Genomic DNA, 15,579 nt, shown 5'->3' with positions numbered 1-15,579 from the left:
CGAACGCGGCCGATCCGGCGGAGCCCTCGAGGCGCCCCCGGGCGGCGCCGGGCGCGTTGCGCGCGGGTCCGTGACACGGCGCCGTCCACGGGTCGATATTCGCCCTGATGAGCGCGGAGGCGGGACGTCAGCGTCCGAAGACGCGCTCGGTGTAGGGGTTGGCGAACACGCGGGCCGGGTCGAGTTCGTCGCGCACGGCGAGGAAGTCGTCGAAGTGCGCATACGTCGGACGCAGATCGTCGGCGGTGCGCGTGTGCAGCTTGCCCCAGTGCGGGCGGCCGTCGTGGCCGCGCAGGATCGATTCGACGGCCGCGAAGTACTCGCGGTGGTCCTCGCGGAAGTAGCGGTGCACCGCGAGGTAGCCCGTCTCGCGCCCGTGGGCGGTCGAGAGCCAGTTCTCGTCGGCGGCGGCCGCGCGCACCTCGATCGGGAACGAGACGCGCCAGCGCTTGCGCTCGATGAGCGCCTGGATCTCGCGCAGCGCCATCGGGACCTCGGCGAACGGGATCGCGTACTCCATCTCGCGGAACCGCACGGTGCGGTTCGTCGTGAACACCTTCGGGGAGGCATCCGTGAAGTCGCGGTGACCCGAGACCTTCTCGACGAGCCGGTTGAACCCCGGGATGATCCCGGGCACGACCTTGCCGGTCGCGCACGCGGCGCGGAAGACGCCGTTCGCGAGCAGCTCGTCGTCGAGCCAGCGGCCGAATCGGCCGAGCGGGGCGCGCTCGGCGTCCCACGGGAGCCGGGTGTTCGTCTTCGTCATCGCCGTGTCGGTGTGCGGATGCCAGTAGAACTCGAAGTGGTCGGCGGCGCGGACGCGCTCGTCCCAGCCGTCGAGGACGGCGCCGAGGGGCTCGGGCCGCTCGACGGCCTGCAGCAGGTACCGCGGCACGAGCTGCAGCGTCACCTCGGTCAGGATGCCGAGCGCGCCGACGCCGAGGCGCACGGCGGGCAGCAGTTCGGGCCGCTCGGTCTCGCTGACGCTCAGCACGTCGCCCGTGCCGGTGACGAGCTTCGCGGCGACGATCTGCGTGCCGATGCCGCCGAAGCCGATGCCGGTGCCGTGCGTGCCGGTCGAGGTCGCGCCCGCGATCGTCTGCTGATCGATGTCGCCCATGTTCTGCAGGGCGAGGCCGGTCGGCTCGAGGAGGGCGGGCAGGTCGTAGAGGTGCGTGCCCGCGCCGAACGCGACCCGGCCTGCGGCCTCGTCGACGGCGAGGATGCCCGAGAGGGCGTCGACCTCGACGCGGATGTCGGGCGCGACGGCCGCGCCCGTGAACGAGTGGCCCGCGCCGACGGCCTTGACCCGGCGGCCCTCCTCGAGGGCGCGGGCGACGACGGCCTGCACCTCGTCGGCGTCGCGGGGACGCTCGAGCCGGAGCGACTCGACGCGCTCGAGCCGGCTCCAGTTGCGCCACACGCCCGGACGATGCGGGCCGGACGGCGAGGCGGTGCGGGGTGCGGTCTGGGTCACAGGAAGACCTGTCCTTCTCCCCGGTAGGTGGGGACTTCGTCGACGACCGCACCGTCGTCGACGACGGCGAAGGCGTTGAGGTGTTCGGAGAGCTCGCCCGACTTGGTGTGCCGGAACCAGACGCGGTCGCCCGCGCCGAGCCGCACGGCCGCCCGACCCGTCATCGGCGACTGCACCTCGCCGGCGGCCTCGCGGCCGACGTACGACAGTCCGGCGGGCCAGACCGGCATCGGGAGCCGGTCGGGCGCGGGCGGGCCGGAGGCGATCCAGCCGCCGCCGAGGATGGTCGCGCGGTCGGGCGCGGGCTTGCGCACGACGTCGAGGGCGAACGCCGCCGCGGGCGCGGGCGTGAAGTGGGCGTAGCCGTCGAAGAGGTGGCCGCCGAAGAGGCCGGAGCCCGCGGCGATCTCGGTGACGCTCGGGTCGGCGCTCGTGGCCTCGAGCGAGCCCGTGCCGCCACCGTTGACGAACTCGAGATCGACGACGCGACGGATCGCCTCGACGGCGCGGCCGCGCCGCTCGACGAGCTCGGGCATCGACTGCGACTGCATCCAGCGGTTGACGACGCCGTCGATCGGCTTGCCCTTCGGCCGGTTGGTGAGGCCCGCGATCTGGGCCTCGTAGGACATGACGCCGACGAGACGGAACCCGGGACGGCGTTCGACGTACTGCGCGAAGACGGCGGCCTCGTCGGCCTCGTGCAGCGGCGAGCGCCAGACGCCGAGGTGGCCGAGCACGGGCGCCTTCCAGGAGGCGTCCAGTTCGAGGCAGACGCGGATCTCCTCGCGGGAGCCGGGCGCGAGGACGGCGTCGACGACGTCGAGCTGCTCGGGCGAGTCGACCATGAGGGTGATCTTGCGGGCGAGCTCGGGGTCGGTCGCGAGCGTGCGCAGGGCGCCGCGGTCGACGCTCGGGTAGCCGACCACGGCATCCTCGACCCCGTGCCGGACGAGGTGGATCGCCTCGGTCAGCGTGTAGGCGAGCACGCCCGCGTAGCCGTCGAGGGCGAGCAGGGCGTCGATCGCCGCACGGACCCGGATCGACTTGGAGGCCACGCGGATCGGCTTGCCGCCCGCGCGCCGGAGCATGTCGGCGGCGTTGTGGCGGAGCGCGCCGAGGTGGAGCGCGCCGACGGGCGCGTCGAGATGGCGGGTCGCGGCGTCGAGCCCGGACCAGTAGCGCTCCGCATCGAGCCACGGCTCGGCGCGGGAGGCATCCGCCGGGGTGGAGAGGTCGAGGGTCTTCAGGGTCAACGGACGCTCCGGACTCGGGAGACGGCCAGTGCGCCGAGGAACGCGAACACGGCCGAGGCGATGAACAACAGGGTGAATCCGTCGACGAGGAACACGAACGCGGCGCCGAGCAGCGGGCCGAGGGCCTGCGGCACGGCCGAGGCGATGTTCATGATGCCGAGATCCTTGCCGCGCGAGGCGGGGTCGGGCAGCACCTGCGTGGCGAGCGCCTGGTCGACGGAGAGGAAGCAGCCGTAGCCGAGCCCGAGGAGGCCGGCCGCGACGAGGGCGACGGTGAAGTCGGGGAAGAGCGCCAGCAGCAGGGCCGCGACGGTCTGGATGGCCGAGGCCACGAACACGAACGCCTTGCGGCGCCCGAGCCGGTCGCTCAAGCGGCCGCCGACGAGCGAGGCGATGATGACGAACACCATGTAGACGAGCGAGAGCAGCACGAGGTCGTCCTCGGCATTCGGGTCGTTCAGCCCGAACATCAGGAAGTAGAGCAGCAGGCTCGTGCCGAGTGCGTTGCCGACCGAGACGAGGATGCGACCGGTCAGGGTCCACGCGAAATCGGGATGCCGGCGCGGCGAGATCCAGAGCGTGCCGAGGATGCCCCGTGCACTGAGCTTCGCGTGCCCGGCGGCGCCGAGCCGCTCCTCGGGCTGCAGCAGGAAGGGCACGGCGAGCACCACGACGCCGATCGCGACGACGAGGTAGCCGACCGCGCGGTCGGTGAAGACCTCGGTCACGAGCAGGAGCCCGACGATGATGCCCACGGCCTGCGGCGCGGACATCCACCCGGAGACGAACCCGCGCTGGCCGACGGGCACGCGGTCGGAGATCGTCGCGGTGAGCGCCGCGGTCATGACGCAGAAGCCGATCATCGCGAGCGACCAGAACGCGCCGATCGCGATGATGTCGCTCGCGTTGCCGAGGGCGATGAGCGAGGCGGCGAACAGCAGGGAGCCGCCGGCGATCCAGGGGCGACGGCGGCCGAAGCGCGAGTCGGTGCGATCGCTGAGCGCCCCCGTGAGCGGGTAGACGATGATCACGAACACCGCGGAGATGCCCGAGATGATGCCGAACGAGACGACCGAGTCGACCCAGTCGGTCGGGTGGAGCGTCGCGTCGATCTGCGCGGGCAGCAGGAGCTGAACGGGCGTGAGCTGGGCCATCCAGATGCCGAGCCAGGCCGTCGCGAACGCGCCGACCCAGCTGGCCCGGACTCGCTCGGTCGGTTCGGCGAAGGCGTGGACGGACGCGGTGCTCGGCAGCGCGGTCGGGGCGTCGGGTGCGCTCATCGGGGTTCCGCCATTCTCGAGATGGTGTCGGCCGCGGCGCGTGCGGCGAAGGCCGCCGCCTCGTCGTCGCGGTGCACGAGCCAGCCGACGGTGATCCCGTCGGTGAAGACGACGAGCAGCTTCGCGATCTGCTCGGCGGGTTCGGCCCAGCGCACGCCGAGGCCGGCCGCGGTGCGCTCCAGCAGGGCGGCGGCGAGCGCCGTGTACCGGGCGTACTGACGTCGGGCGAGGTCGGCGTGCTCGGGGGTGCGCAGTGCGTACCAGGTGAGCTCGAGCATCGCGAGCTCGCGCTCGGGCTTGCCCCGGAGGTGTTCGAGGTAGCGCGCGAAGCCCGCGTCGACGGTCGCCCGCAGGTCGCCGTCGCCGACGACGAACTCGGCCAGCAGGGCCTCCTGCTCCCCGGCGACGACGCCGCCGATGAGCTCCTCGAAGAGGGCCTCGCGCGACTCGAACGCGTAGTGGAAGCTCGCGAGCGACATGCCGGCCTCGGCGACGATGCGTCGCACGGAGGCCTCGCCGACGCCGCTCTGCACGATGACGCGTTCGGCCGCCGCGATGAGCGCCGCTCGGCGCTCGGCGACGGGCATTCGTGACACGGGAACCTCTGGGGACGGGTGAGGCGAGACTGGGACGGTCGTCCCAGTTCGGACAGTATGCACGTCCGCGCCCGCGAACGGAAGACCCCCGGCCGAACTGTCGCCTGGGCGGAACACGTCGACGTTCCATGCTCCTCGACCGGAGGTCCGGCCGCCCGCGCACGGTCGCCGGCGACGCGATGCAGACCGGCAGGTCGGGCAGGGACGTCGCGAGCGTCACGACCCGGCGGAACCCCCGGGGCCGGCTCGGCCCGGTTCCTGCGAACCCGGCCCGCCCGACGGCGGGTCGGCATCCTGATGGGTCTCGATCGCCACGCGATCGGTCTTGCGCCAGCTCGTGCGACCCACGACCTGCCGGCCCAGCGAGATCAGGACCACCGGGAAGACGAGCCAGCTGTAGACGGTGTACGGCACGACCGCGACGACGGCCGACAGCTTGCCGCCCGGACCGCGGCCGCGCAGCACCAGCGTGATGAGCCCCGGGCCGAACCCGAGCACGAGGAAGCAGAGCACGAGGAGCGTGCTCGCCGGAACGATCGGCACCTCGCCCCACACCGCGAGCACGATCGCCGCGGCGAATCCGAGCCCCGCGGCGAGCTGCAGCACGGGCGTCAGGAGGTAGTACACGGCGTCGATGCGGCCGACGAGCGGACCGCCGGTGCGGCCGACTCCGGCGAGGAGCGCGATCGACTGCCAGCCGCCCTGCGCCCAGCGGGTGCGCTGCCGGTAGAGCCGGCGCAGGCCCGGCACGCCCTGCTGGTGGATCGACGCTTCGTTGGAGTGCGAGCCGCGCCAGCCCGACTGCACCATGCGAACGCCGAGGTCCTGGTCCTCGGTCAGCCGGTCGCGCCACGGTCCCCCGTCGACGTCGATCGCCTCGAGGGCGCTGAGGCGGTTGAACTGGCCGTTTCCGCCCATGTTGGCCGTTCCCCACGCCGCTCGACCCGCCTGGTAGACGAGCCCGAACGAGCCGAACTCGACGTCCTGCGCCCAAGTGAGGAAGCCGTGCCGGTTGTAGATGCGCACGAGGAGTTGCACTCCGCCGACCGAGGGATCGGCGAGGCGCCGGGCGACCGCCGCGGGCGCGTCGGGGTCGAGCCGGCCGTCGGCGTCGACGATCCCGACGACGACCCGTTCCGACGACCAGCCCGCGTACTCGGGCTCCGCCAGCATCCGTTCGACCTGACGGTAGGCGTCGTTCAACGCCGCGCCCTTGCCGACCCGAGCCTCGGGCGCGCGCCGCGTGAGCACGCGCAGCCCCGGTTCGTCGAGCCCCGCGAGGATCTCCGGAGTCCGGTCTTCCGAGCCGTCGTCGATCACGAGGATCCGCCGGTGCGTCGCCCGCGTCGCCGCCAGACGCGAGACGCTGTCGGCGATCGTGACCTCCTCGTTCAACGCGGGCACGAGGAAGACCCAGAGGTAGTCGTCCTCCCCGGGCTGCTCGGGATCGGGGGGCGCGGCGTGCCGTCCCGAGACGGGTCGCCGGTATCGCCGCCCCGCGACGGCGAGCGTGATGATCGAGACGAAGGAGCTCACCGCGACGACGAGCAGGATCCAGAAGAGGATCTGGAACCCGAGCGGGACGCCGGCGTAGAGATCGCCCCAGTCGCCGGCAGGCTCACCCATTCGACGAATGGATGAAGGGATCCTGGACCTCGACCGTGCCGGTCGCGACGTCCCACGAGGTGTCCGGATCGCGGAAGTCCTTCGGGTCCTCGGTGTACCCGCCCGCGCGCAGCACCGCGAGTCGGTCGAGCGCGCCGCCGAACTGCGCCGGCTCCGGGGTGTCGAAGAGCACGTGCTCGCAGGCGTCGATGATGCGCCGCGCCGCCTGCCCGTCGCCGTACGGGTCGACGAGCGCGGCACGGCGGGCGTACTCCCGCGGATCGTCGAGCAGCTCCCGCGTCGTCTGGAGGATCTTCGCCGAGTCGCTGCCGACGAGCAGCACGGTGCCGGCGTCGACGCCCTCCTGGCGTTCGGTGGTCTCACGGAGGAGGATCACCGGCTTGCCGAGCGCCGGCGCCTCCTCCTGGATGCCCCCGGAGTCGGTCATCACCAACCACGACCGGCGCAGCAGGCGCGCGAAGCTCACGTAGCCCATCGGCCCGACGACCGAGACGTTGTCGAGGTGGTCGAGCTTCCCCCGGATCACCTGCTGCACCGCCGGATTGGGATGCATCGCCACGACGAATCGCACCAGCGGACGTGCCTTGGCCAGCTCGGCGATGCTCTCGGCGATGCGCTCGATCGGCTCCCCCCAGTTCTCCCGACGATGCGCGGTCACGACCACGACGCGGCGAGGATCGTCGTCGAGGTCCGCGAGTTGCGGATCCTCGTACGGCACGTCGAGCGAGCTCGCGAAGAGGAGGGCGTCGATCGCCGTGTTGCCCGAGACGAACACGCGGCCGCCCTCGATGCCCTCGCGGGTCAGGTTCTCCTTGTTCCGGAACGTCGGCGCGAAGTGCAGCGCGGCGATCCGGGAGATCAGCTGCCGATTCAGCTCCTCCGGGAAGGGCGAGAGGGTGTTGGACGTGCGCAGGCCCGCCTCGATGTGCACGACGGGCACGGCGTAGTGGAACGCGGCCAGTGCGGCCGCCGCCGCGCTCGTCGTGTCGCCGTGCACGAACACCGAGGCGGGCGTCCCCGGCGGCGGGGTGCCGTGCACCGTCGGCGTCGGCGGGCCGAACGAGCCCAGGACATCGGTGAGGCCGAGCATCACGTCGGCGAAGAGCCGGCTGAGCGTGCGGTTCGGTCCGGAGCTCGGCAGCGTGAAGTCGGGTTTCAGCCCGCCGAGCGCGAGCACCTCGGCGACGAGTTCCGGATGCTGGCCGGTGGAGACGATGCGCACGTCGTAGCGTCGCCGCCGCACGAGCTCCAGGATCACGGGCAGCACCTTGATCGCTTCCGGCCGCGTCCCGATGACGAACAGCGTGCTGACCGGCCGTGTCCCCCGCACGTCCCCCATGCGGTCACCCTAGTCCGAGCGCCCATTCGGCCGCGACCGGGGCTTCACGCGGGCACGTGCCCTCCGATGTTCGACCAGCCTCGACCCGCCCGGCCTCGGCCAGTTGCGTCGCGGTCGAACCGGGTCGGCGGTGCCCCTCGCGGATGACGGTGATCTCGTTGCCCGTCAGCTCCGCGACCTCGCGGGCCGCTCGACCGCGGCGCTCGAGCTGCTGCGCGAGCGCGAGCACCGCATCCGCGAACGCTTCGCCCTGCTCGGCGTGACGTTCTTCCTGACGCGCTACCTGATGAACCCCGGGCCCCGTGCGTCGGTGCTCCCGCTGGGATTCGAACCCAGACTCTGGCGGGTTTAAGCCGCCTGCCTCTGCCGATTGGGCTACGGGAGCGCGGCGCCGCCCTCCGAGGAGGACGGCGCCGCGGGAAAGGCTAGTGCCGGTCTTACTTGGCCGCAGCCTCGGCGGGCGCGGCGGCCGACACGGCCGGAGCCGCAGCCGGCTCGGCCGCGGGGGCCGGGGGCTTCGGACGCGAGGCGAACTCCTCGAACGCCGCGCGCGGGTGCTGGACGGCCTGCACCGAGACGATGTCGCGGTCGAGAGCGAAGTTGTTCCACCAGCCCCAGAACACGCGCCACTTGCGCTCCCACGTGGGGATCGCGAGGCCGTGGTAGCCGCGGTGGGCGACCCAGGCGACGAAGCCCTTGAGCGAGAGCTTGCCCGACTGGAACACGCCGGAACCGACGCCGAGGCCGGCGACCGCACCCATGTTCTTGTGCAGGTACTGCTTCGGCTCCTCGCCGCGGAGGACCGCGACGATGTTCTTCGCGAGGAGCTTGCCCTGGCGCACGGCGTGCTGCGCGTTCGGCACGCAGTAGCCGCCGACGCCGCCGCCCGAGAGGTCGGGGACGGCCGAGATGTCGCCGGCCGCCCAAGCGCCCTCGACGATCTCGTCCTCGTCGCCGACGCGGAGGTCGGCGCGGGTCTTGATGCGGCCGCGCTCCTCGACCGGCAGGTCGCTGCCGCGCACGACGGCCGGGTTGGCCATGACGCCCGCGGTCCAGACGATGAGGTCGGACTCGAAGGTCTCGCCCGTCGAGAGCTCGATCTTGCCGTCGAGCGCGCTCTTGAGCTGCGTGTCGAGGTGGATCTCGCCGCCGCGCTGGGCGAGGTGCTTGATGACCCAGTGGCTCGTCTCGAGCGACACCTCGGGCATGATGCGGCCCATCGCCTCGATGAGGTGGAAGTGCGTGTCGTCGAACGTCAGCGTCGGGTAGTACTTCAGCAGCGAGCTCGCGTAGGAGCGCAGCTCGGCGAAGACCTCGATGCCGGCGAAGCCGCCGCCGACGACCGTGACGGTGAGGAGGCGGTCGCGCTCGGGACCGGCCGGGAGCTGCGACGCCTTGTCGAAGTTCGTGAGGAGGCGGTCGCGGATCGCCACGGCCTCTTCGACGGTCTTCAGTCCGTAGGCGTTCTCGGCGATGCCCGGGATCGGGAACGTGCGCGAGACGGCGCCGCCGGTGACGACGATCTGGTCGTACTCGAACTGGTACGGCTCGCCCACGGGCGGCGTGATGGTCGCGGTCTTCGACGCGTGGTCGATGCCGGTGACCTTCGCCTGCAGCACGGTGGACTTCTTGAGGTGGCGTCGCTGGGACACGACGGTGTGGCGCGCCTCGATGGAGCCTGCCGCGACCTCGGGGAGGAAGGGCTGGTAGGTCAGGTACGGCAGCGGGTCGACGACCGTCACCTCGGCTTCGCCGGAGCGCAGCCACTTCTCGAGCTTCCACGCGGTGTAAAAGCCCGCATAGCCGCCGCCGACGATCAGGATCTTGGGCACGTTGAGATAACTCCTTCGAGGGTTCGAAGCGAAGACGGGCGGATGGGAAGACCGCCCGTGCCAGCTGCCGCATGGCGCCTATGCCCAACAGCAACCCTCAGTCTACCAAACCCCTGGGAGTCCCCGGCCCGGGCGCCCGGCAGCGCACCCGTCAGGGCGGGGGCGGCTGCGATCGGCGGCGGAGATCGCGCGTCGCCCCGACGCCGATGAGGACCGCGAGCGACCCGAAGACCGCGACGAGCGCGAGCGGCAGGGTGATGTAGGCGAGCGTCCACGGCGTCGGCAGGATGCTGGGCCCCGCGTCGGCCTGCGGGAGCGGCGGATCGGGGGCCGGCACGATCGCCTCCTCCGACTCCGGGGTGCCCGAGTCCGGCGAGTCCGCACGGCGGTTGATGCGGATCCACTCCGCGAGCTGCGCCGCGGGATCGGTGTCGACGAGCGGGACGACGGCGTTCACCGCCTCGGCCGGGTCGATGAGTCCGTACCCGTAGAGCGGGCTCGGCACCTGCTCGCCCTTGGGGTCGGCCGTCTCGGTGATGCGGTTGATGACGTTGCCCGCGTCGAGTTCGGGGTGCGCGGCGCGCACGAGGGCCACGAGCCCGGAGACCAGCGGCGTCGCCGCGCTCGTGCCGTCCCAGATGTAGTACCCGCCGCCGGGGGCGACGCCCACCAGGTCTTCGGAGGGCGCCGCGACGGAGATCGTGATGCCCTGCGAGCTCGCGTCGAAGCTCGCGTTCTGGTCGCGGTCGACGCCGCCGACCGTGAGGACGCCGGGGATCGTCGCGGGTGCGCCGACCTCGGTCGTGCCGCCGGCGCGGTTGCCGGCCGCCGCCACCACGACGACGTCGTGCTCGAACGCGTACATGAACGCGTCGTCCCAGCTCTCCGGCCAGCTCAGGGTGTTGCGGGTGAGCGACATGTTGATGACGTCGGCGCCCTGGTCGACCGCCCAGCGCACGGCCTCGGCGATCTGGTCGTCGTTGGAGACCGTCGATCCGGTGTCGGCGCCGAAGGCGACCGAGATCGAGAGCAGCTCCGCCTCGGGCGCGACGCCGAGCACTCCGGAATCCGGGCCCGTCCCGCGACCTGCGAGGAGCGAGGCCACCATGGTGCCGTGGCCCTTGTCGTCCGCGGAGCCGACAGGCGTCTGGCCGTCGGGCGCTCCGACGCCCGAGGGGTCCGAGCCGCCGACGACGACGCCCTCGAGCTCGGCGACCGACCCGTCGACGCCCGTGTCGATCACCGCGACCGTCACGCCCTTGCCGCGCGAGGTGTTCCACGCGGTCGTGTAGCCGTAGCCGTCCAACCAGTACTGCGCGTCGCGCACCGTGTCGGCATGCGCTGGCGCGGCGCCGGTGAGCACGCCGGCGACCGCGGCGAGCGCCGCGACGAAGCCGGCACCGCGTCGCAGTCGGCGCTCCGATCCCCGCGAGCGCGCACGCGCGCCGCGCGGAGCATCCGAGCGCCCGCGGGTCATGCGCCGCCCGGCTCCCCGTCGATGCCGTAGTCGGCGCACTGGCACACGTCCGGGCTCCACGTGGAGCGCTCCAGCGCGAGGTCGCCGAAGGGGTTCACGCCCGGTCCGGCCGCCAGCGCGTGCGCCGAGACGGCGTGCAGGCACTTCACGCGCGTCGGCATCCCGCCGGCCGAGATGCCGTCGATCTCGTCGACGTGCCCGAACTGCTCCCGGTCGGCGAGGAACTGCTCGTGTGCCGCGAGGTACTGCGCGGCGACCTCCGGGTCGATCGCGAGCCGCTCGTTGCACTCGACCATGAGCTGGGAGGCCTCGAGGAACGACATCGCGGCCGTCGCAGCCGGATGCGTCAGGTAGTAGAAGGTCGGGAACGGCGTGCCGTCCGCCAGCCGCGGCTTCGTGGAGATGACGGTCGGGTTGCCGCAGACGCAGCGTGCGGCGATGCCGACGACGTCGCGAACCGGGCGACCGAGCTGCTTGGCGACGATCTCGAGATCGCGCTCGGCGACGGGCGGGAAGGGCGGTCGGGTCACGGTGTCGTTCCTCAGGGTGCGGGTGCGGGGTCGGAAGCAGGGGCGGGCTCGTTGCCGGCCGCGACGAGCGAGGCGAGGAGGGAGCCCATCCAATCGGTCTGGTCGCGCTGGATCTCGGTCGAGACCGGTGCGGTCGTGTCCGCGGCGCCGGCGCCGGGCCGGTCGTCGATGACGAGGAAGCTCGTCTCGCCGGGCATGACGTAGAAGAGGCGTTCGCGGGCCTGGGCACGCACGAAGGTCTCGTCGCTCCAGCGCTCCTGCTGCGCCTCGACCTCCGCGACGTCGGCGCGCTGGTCGGCGACCTCGCTGCGGAGCTCGGAGATCTGGCTGCGCTGCGAGACGAGGGAGGTCACCGACGGCGCGATGACCGTCACCGCGAGCACGGCGATCAGCAGCATGATGAGCGAGAACCCCGAGAAGCGGATGCCGCCGAGCCACCCCGCGAGCATCGCCGGTCCTCGCCCGTTCGGTCGTTCGGGTCGCGTGCGCGCTGCCATCGGACCCTCCTCCGTTCGGTCTCGTCCCCCCGAGACGGCGATGGGGGCGTGCCATCCGGCACGCCCCCATCATCCGAGTCCTGGAATCAGGCTCCGAAACGGGGGAACGCCGAGCGGCCCGCGTACACCGCGGCCTCGCCGAGCTCCTCTTCGATCCTCAGCAGCTGATTGTACTTGGCGACGCGGTCGCTCCGGGCGGGCGCGCCCGTCTTGATCTGACCGCAGTCGGTCGCGACGGCGAGGTCGGCGATCGTCGTGTCCTCGGTCTCGCCCGAACGGTGCGAGAGCACGGCGGTGAAGCCGGCGCGGTGCGCGTCGCGCACGGCGTCGAGCGTCTCGGTGAGCGTGCCGATCTGGTTGACCTTCACGAGGATCGAGTTCGCGGCCTTGGTCTCGATACCCTTGGCGAGGCGCTTCGGGTTGGTGACGAAGAGGTCGTCGCCGACGAGCTGCACCTTGTCGCCGATGGCGGCGGTGAGGGCGGACCAGTTCTCCCAGTCGTCCTCGGCCAGCGGGTCCTCGATGGTGATGAGGGGGTACGCGGCGACGAGCTCCTCGTAGTAGGCGATCATGTCGGCCGCCGAGCGGGCCTTGCCCTCGAACGTGTAGACGTCGTCGGCGAAGAACTCGGTCGAGGCGACGTCGAGGCCGAGGCCGAAGTCGACGCCGAGCTTGAAGCCGGCGGACTCGACGGCCTCCGAGATGAAGTCGAGCGCGGCGCGGTTGTGCGCGAACTCGGGGGCGAAGCCGCCCTCGTCGCCGAGGCCGGTCGCGAGGCCCTTCTTCTTGAGCAGCGACTTGAGCGCGTGGTAGGTCTCGGCACCCCACTGGAGGGCCTCCGAGAACGACTCGGCGCCGACCGGGAGGATCATGAACTCCTGGATGTCGACGCCGGTGTCGGCGTGCGCGCCGCCGTTGATGATGTTCATCATCGGCACGGGCAGCGTGTGGGCGTTCGGGCCGCCGAGGTAGCGGAACAGCGGCAGGTCGGCCGAGTCGGCCGCGGCCTTCGCCGTCGCGAGCGAGACGCCGAGGATGGCGTTCGCGCCGAGGCGCGACTTGTTCTCGGTGCCGTCGGCCTCGATGAGGGCGGCGTCGACGACGCGCTGGTCGCTCGCCTCGAGGTCTTCGACCGCGGGGCCGAGGTCGTCGATGACGGACTCGACGGCCTTGAGCACGCCCTTGCCGCCGTAGCGCTTCGCGTCGCCGTCACGGAGCTCGTACGCCTCGAAGGCGCCGGTGGAGGCTCCCGAGGGCACGGCCGCACGGGCGAGCGAGCCGTCATCGAGGAGCACCTCGACCTCGACCGTGGGATTGCCGCGAGAGTCCAGAATCTCGCGTGCGCCGACAGCTTCGATGGATGCCACAGTGATCTCCTCTGCGATGGCGATTGATCGGGCGCCCCCCAAGGGCCCTTTCGTCAGTCTAGTGACGCCGCCCGGGCCGATGCGGGTGCGAGCCGGTGAACGTCCGCCGTCGGGCGGGATGCGTCCGGATCCTTCCGAACCTCGGCCGGATCGCCTCCGGCTGCGGGGCTCAGGCGCCGCCGAGCGGGCGGAACTCGAGGGTCTCGAGCGTCGAATCGGCGCGCACGTTGGCGAACTCGTCGAAGCCGTCGGCCTCGATGCGCTCGAGGAGCGCCTTGAAGTTCTTGACCCGGTGCTCGAGGCGCACGCGGACGCCCTGGGCGACGAGTTCGCGCTTGAGCCCGAGGACGTGCTCGGGCGAGGCATCCTTCTCGTGCACGAGCACGACGGAGCGCCCGGCGCTCGCGTCGTCGGCGGCGATGAGGTCGACGATGCGCTCGAAGCCGATCGAGAAGCCGCACGCGGGCACCTCCCGGCCGAGGAACCGGCCGATCATGCCGTCGTAGCGGCCGCCGCCGCCGAGCGAGTAGCCGAAGTCGGGGTGGGCGATCTCGAAGATCGTGCCCGTGTAGTAGCCCATGCCGCGCACGAGCGTCGGGTCGAACTCGACGGTGCCGCCGGGCAGGGCGTCGCGCAGGGCCTTGAGGTCGGCGAACGCCTCGCCGTCGAGCCAGGCGGGGGGCGGCACGATGCCGCGGTCGAGCTCCCAGTGGGCGCGCTGCAGCTCGACGATCTCGTCGGCCACGCCCTCCTTCGTCACGCCGAGCTCGGCGAGCTCGGCCGCGACGCCGTCGGGCCCGATCTTGTCGAGCTTGTCGATCGTGATGAGGGCGCGCTCGCGCAGCTCCTCGGGCACGCCCCACGAGCCGAGGATGCCCGCGAGGATGCGGCGGTCGTTCAGGCGGATGACCGTGCGCTCGAGGCCGAGGGCCGCGAGCACGTCGAGGGTCGCCGTCATGAGCTCGAGCTCGGCGACGGGGCCGGCCTCGCCGATGATGTCGATGTCGCACTGCACGAACTGGCGGTAGCGGCCCTTCTGGGGGCGCTCGGCACGCCAGACCGGCGCGATCTGGATCGATCGGAACACCGGCGGGAGCGCGGCCTGGTGGCTCGCGTAGAACCGGGCGAGCGGCACCGTGAGGTCGTAGCGCAGCCCGAGGTCGGCGAGCGAGAGGGCGTCGCCGGAGGCCGCGGCGGCGGCGAGGTCGGCCTCGCCGAGCCCGCGCTTCATGACCGCGAACGCGAGCTTCTCGTTGTCGCCGCCGAGGCCGGCGTGCAGCCGGGACGCATCCTCCATCACGGGTGTCTCGATCTCGTCGAACCCGTGGGCGCGGTAGACGCCCCGGATGAGGCCGAGGGCGTGCTCGCGGCGGGCCTTCTCGGCCGGGAGGAAGTCGCGCATGCCGCGCGGGGGCGTCACGGTGGGCATGCGCCCCATTCTTCCAGGCCGCGGGCGCTGCTCCGCGTCCGTCGGTCGAGGAGCGGAGCGTCTCGAGACCGGGCGATCTCCGCCGCGGATCCCGGGAGGGTCTGCGCGGCGGGTCTCGAGACGCTCCTTCGTCGCTACTCGACCAACCTCCTTCGGCGCTACTCGACCGACGGAGCGGTCACTCGACCGGCGGTGTCGCCCCCTCGGCGGCGCGCACGGCCTCCGTCACGCCGCGGATCGCGGCGCGGAGCGCGCGCTCGGGGTCGAGCCCGGCCTCGCGGGCGCCCGAGACGAGCGCGAGGAGCTCGGCGCCGAGCGCCTCCTCGGTCGCCGGCACGGCGGCGGGCTCGACGTGCACGTCGGCCTTCGCCGCCTTGCCGAGCACTTTGTCGGCGAGCGCGAGCGCGGGCATCCCCATCGGCACGCCGTCGAGGATGCTCGTGCGGTGCGGCTTCTCTGCCGCCTTCAGGTCGTCCCAGAACGCGACGACCTCCTCGGCACTGGACGCCTCGCGGTCGCCGAACACGTGCGGATGCCGCGAGACGAGCTTGGCGTTCAGGCGCCGGGCGACGTCGTCGACGTCGAAGCCCGCGCCCGGCGTCGCCGAGGCGAGGTCGGCGTGGAAGAGCACCTGGTAGAGCACGTCGCCGAGCTCCTCGAGCATCGCCTCGGGGTCGCCCGACTCGATCGCCTCGACGAGCTCGAAGCACTCCTCGACGAGGTAGCGCACGAGCGAGGCGTGGGTCTGCTCGCCGTCCCACGGGCAGCCGCCCGGCCCGCGGAGCACGGCGACCGTGCGCACGACCTCCGCCAGGGCGGGCAGCGGCCGCGGGCGGGCGTCGACGGCGCCGGGCTCGGCGCCGGTCGCCACGGGCA

General features: G+C 72.3%; 13 protein-coding genes and 1 tRNA gene. All 14 read right to left on the bottom strand.

The genetic code is table 11. From position 1 onward, the window contains the following. Positions 1-127: 127 nt before the first annotated feature. Entirely contained in the window at positions 128-1,477 is a 1,350-nt protein-coding gene (locus tag GB864_RS07210; RefSeq protein ID WP_336603907.1) for a D-arabinono-1,4-lactone oxidase, read from the bottom strand. Beyond that, positions 1,474-2,724, bottom strand: a complete 1,251-nt coding sequence (locus GB864_RS18430) for an amino acid deaminase/aldolase (protein ID WP_160423702.1) — start codon at positions 2,722-2,724, stop codon at positions 1,474-1,476. Before GB864_RS18430 ends, GB864_RS07210 begins: the two co-directional genes overlap by 4 nt. 2 nt (positions 2,725-2,726) lie before the next feature. Further along, positions 2,727-4,010 (bottom strand): MFS transporter, encoded by a 1,284-nt coding sequence (locus tag GB864_RS07200; protein WP_160423670.1) that lies wholly within the window; start codon positions 4,008-4,010, stop codon positions 2,727-2,729. Further along, entirely contained in the window at positions 4,007-4,597 is a 591-nt protein-coding gene (locus GB864_RS07195) for a TetR/AcrR family transcriptional regulator (RefSeq protein WP_236778955.1), read from the bottom strand. The genes GB864_RS07200 and GB864_RS07195 overlap by 4 nt, the downstream gene beginning before the upstream one ends. 225 nt (positions 4,598-4,822) lie before the next feature. Then, a complete protein-coding gene (locus tag GB864_RS07190; protein WP_160423668.1) occupies positions 4,823-6,232 on the bottom strand; it encodes a glycosyltransferase family 2 protein in 1,410 nt (469 codons plus the stop codon). Next, positions 6,225-7,571, bottom strand: a complete 1,347-nt coding sequence (gene wecB, locus GB864_RS07185; protein ID WP_160423667.1) for a non-hydrolyzing UDP-N-acetylglucosamine 2-epimerase — start codon at positions 7,569-7,571, stop codon at positions 6,225-6,227. Before wecB ends, GB864_RS07190 begins: the two co-directional genes overlap by 8 nt. Positions 7,572-7,882: 311 nt before the next feature. Further along, positions 7,883-7,956: transfer RNA gene (locus tag GB864_RS07180), tRNA-Leu, on the bottom strand. Between the two features lie 52 nt (positions 7,957-8,008). Continuing rightward, positions 8,009-9,403, bottom strand: coding sequence for an FAD-dependent oxidoreductase (locus GB864_RS07175; RefSeq protein ID WP_160423666.1), 1,395 nt, complete (start codon positions 9,401-9,403; stop codon positions 8,009-8,011). Positions 9,404-9,554: 151 nt separating this feature from the next. After that, positions 9,555-10,880 (bottom strand): S8 family serine peptidase, encoded by a 1,326-nt coding sequence (locus GB864_RS07170; protein ID WP_160423665.1) that lies wholly within the window; start codon positions 10,878-10,880, stop codon positions 9,555-9,557. After that, positions 10,877-11,410, bottom strand: coding sequence for a DUF501 domain-containing protein (locus GB864_RS07165; RefSeq protein WP_160423664.1), 534 nt, complete (start codon positions 11,408-11,410; stop codon positions 10,877-10,879). Before GB864_RS07165 ends, GB864_RS07170 begins: the two co-directional genes overlap by 4 nt. Positions 11,411-11,421: 11 nt before the next feature. Continuing rightward, entirely contained in the window at positions 11,422-11,907 is a 486-nt protein-coding gene (locus tag GB864_RS07160; protein ID WP_160423663.1) for an FtsB family cell division protein, read from the bottom strand. Between the two features lie 86 nt (positions 11,908-11,993). Continuing rightward, positions 11,994-13,274, bottom strand: coding sequence for a phosphopyruvate hydratase (gene eno, locus GB864_RS07155; RefSeq protein ID WP_160423662.1), 1,281 nt, complete (start codon positions 13,272-13,274; stop codon positions 11,994-11,996). A gap of 169 nt (positions 13,275-13,443) precedes the next feature. Then, complete coding sequence (gene hisS, locus GB864_RS07150) at positions 13,444-14,703, bottom strand: histidine--tRNA ligase (protein ID WP_160423661.1); 1,260 nt, start codon at positions 14,701-14,703, stop codon at positions 13,444-13,446. A 178-nt stretch (positions 14,704-14,881) separates the two neighbouring features. Beyond that, positions 14,882-15,574: a nucleoside triphosphate pyrophosphohydrolase gene (locus GB864_RS07145; RefSeq protein WP_160423700.1), complete on the bottom strand. Its 693-nt coding sequence runs from the start codon at positions 15,572-15,574 to the stop codon at positions 14,882-14,884. Between the last annotated feature and the right edge of the window lie 5 nt (positions 15,575-15,579).

It is taken from the genome of Agromyces seonyuensis (genome assembly GCF_009789225.1).
In the GTDB taxonomy this organism is placed as follows: Bacteria; Actinomycetota; Actinomycetes; order Actinomycetales; family Microbacteriaceae; genus Agromyces; species Agromyces seonyuensis.
Note: the sequence above shows the minus strand (reverse complement) of the source record. Positions and strands in the feature narration are given on the sequence as shown.

What these genes read in the sequence shown, in the direction of transcription:
- hisS (WP_160423661.1), bottom strand. Translation starts at nt 14,703, where the DNA reads ATGCCCACCGTGACGCCCCCGCGCGGCATGCGCGACTTCCTCCCGGCC.
- GB864_RS07195 (WP_236778955.1), bottom strand. Translation starts at nt 4,597, where the DNA reads ATGCCCGTCGCCGAGCGCCGAGCGGCGCTCATCGCGGCGGCCGAACGC.
- wecB (WP_160423667.1), bottom strand. Translation starts at nt 7,571, where the DNA reads ATGGGGGACGTGCGGGGGACACGGCCGGTCAGCACGCTGTTCGTCATC.
- GB864_RS07200 (WP_160423670.1), bottom strand. Translation starts at nt 4,010, where the DNA reads ATGAGCGCACCCGACGCCCCGACCGCGCTGCCGAGCACCGCGTCCGTC.
- GB864_RS07170 (WP_160423665.1), bottom strand. Translation starts at nt 10,880, where the DNA reads ATGACCCGCGGGCGCTCGGATGCTCCGCGCGGCGCGCGTGCGCGCTCG.
- GB864_RS07160 (WP_160423663.1), bottom strand. Translation starts at nt 11,907, where the DNA reads ATGGCAGCGCGCACGCGACCCGAACGACCGAACGGGCGAGGACCGGCG.
- GB864_RS07190 (WP_160423668.1), bottom strand. Translation starts at nt 6,232, where the DNA reads ATGGGTGAGCCTGCCGGCGACTGGGGCGATCTCTACGCCGGCGTCCCG.